This window comes from Oceanicella sp. SM1341, assembly GCF_003448965.1.
Classification (GTDB): domain Bacteria; phylum Pseudomonadota; class Alphaproteobacteria; order Rhodobacterales; family Rhodobacteraceae; genus Paroceanicella.
In genome coordinates this window covers 1-1,166 of the sequence record NZ_QRGC01000084.1, presented here as the reverse complement: position 1 = coordinate 1,166, position 1,166 = coordinate 1, and the positions used below count along the sequence as shown (strand labels likewise).

The 1,166-nt window shown below is 71.7% G+C and carries 1 pseudogene; it reads right to left on the bottom strand.

Annotated elements, in window-relative coordinates:
* Positions 1-1,166: pseudogene (locus D3P35_RS25785) on the bottom strand (hypothetical protein); the annotation flags it as partial.

The following is a 1,166-nucleotide window of genomic DNA, read 5'->3' as shown; positions in this document are numbered from 1 at the left end:
TCGAAGGACGAGGTGACATGCAGGGCGATCTCCGGGGCCGCCGCCGCCCCGCCCTGCGCGAGCCCGCCGAGCCGGTGATTGGGGATGACCTGGCTGCCGCGCGGCAGGTTCACGAGCTCGCGCCCCTGCTCGCCCACCCAGGCAAGCCCGCCCGGCGCGCTGTCGGTGCCGGTGGCAAAGCCGGGGATGATCGAGAGCAGGTCCCCGGCGAAGGACAGCAGCCCGCCGCCCCCGGAGCTGCCGCCCTTGCCGCCGGAGCTGCCGCCGAACAGGCTGTCGAAGAGCGAGCCGCCGCCCCCCTTCCCGCCGCTGCCGAAGAGCACGTCGAAGGCCTCGTTGGCGGCGAGATCGGCGAAGCGATCGAGCAGGCCTGAGACCGCGTCGCGCGCCGTGGTGGCGCCGGTAATGAGCCCGGAGAAGGCCTGCCGGCTCGCGTCGCGCACATCGTCGAGCGCCGTGCGCGCCTCGCCCAGCGAGCTGGTCAGGTTCTTCGTGCCGGCATCGGCCCCCTTCCCGTCGCCCTTGCCGTCGCCTTTGCCCTTGCCCTTGCCGCCCCCGCTACCGTCATCGCCGAGCCCGGCCATGGCGTTGTTGAGCCGGTTCACGGCATCGGTTGCTGCGTCACTCTCGTCGCCGGTTCCCCGGATCACGTCCATGAGCGCATCGGCCGCAGCCCGCGCCTCGGCGAAACCCTCGGAGACGATACCCTTTGCTGCGTTCCCCAAGGCCTCCGCGCGGGCGCGCGCATCCTCCGCGGCCGCTGCGAACTTGTAAGCACGCGACCCGGCTTCAATCGCCCCATTTGAAAGGCTGAGCCAGGTATCGTCGAGCCCCGGGATGTCTTTCAGCCCATCCGCAAGGAGATGAACGAAGTCCGCCCAGTTCCGCGCCATCCAGGTCACCAGATCGAGGAACATGCCACGCACGGCGAACCAGATTGCCCCCAATCCCGGCGGGATCGCCCGGGCCGAGGCGACGATGCCGCGCCACACGCCCACCGCCACGTCGCCCAGCAGGCTCATCGCGCTGCCAAAGCCGCCCGCCCCGCTGACGAGCCGGGTGAACTGGTAGACGAGCTCGCCCGCCCCCACGATCAGCGCGCCGATGCCGGTGCGGATCAGCGCCCCGCGCAGCAGCGTGAGCGCGCCCGTCAGCGAGACCGTGGC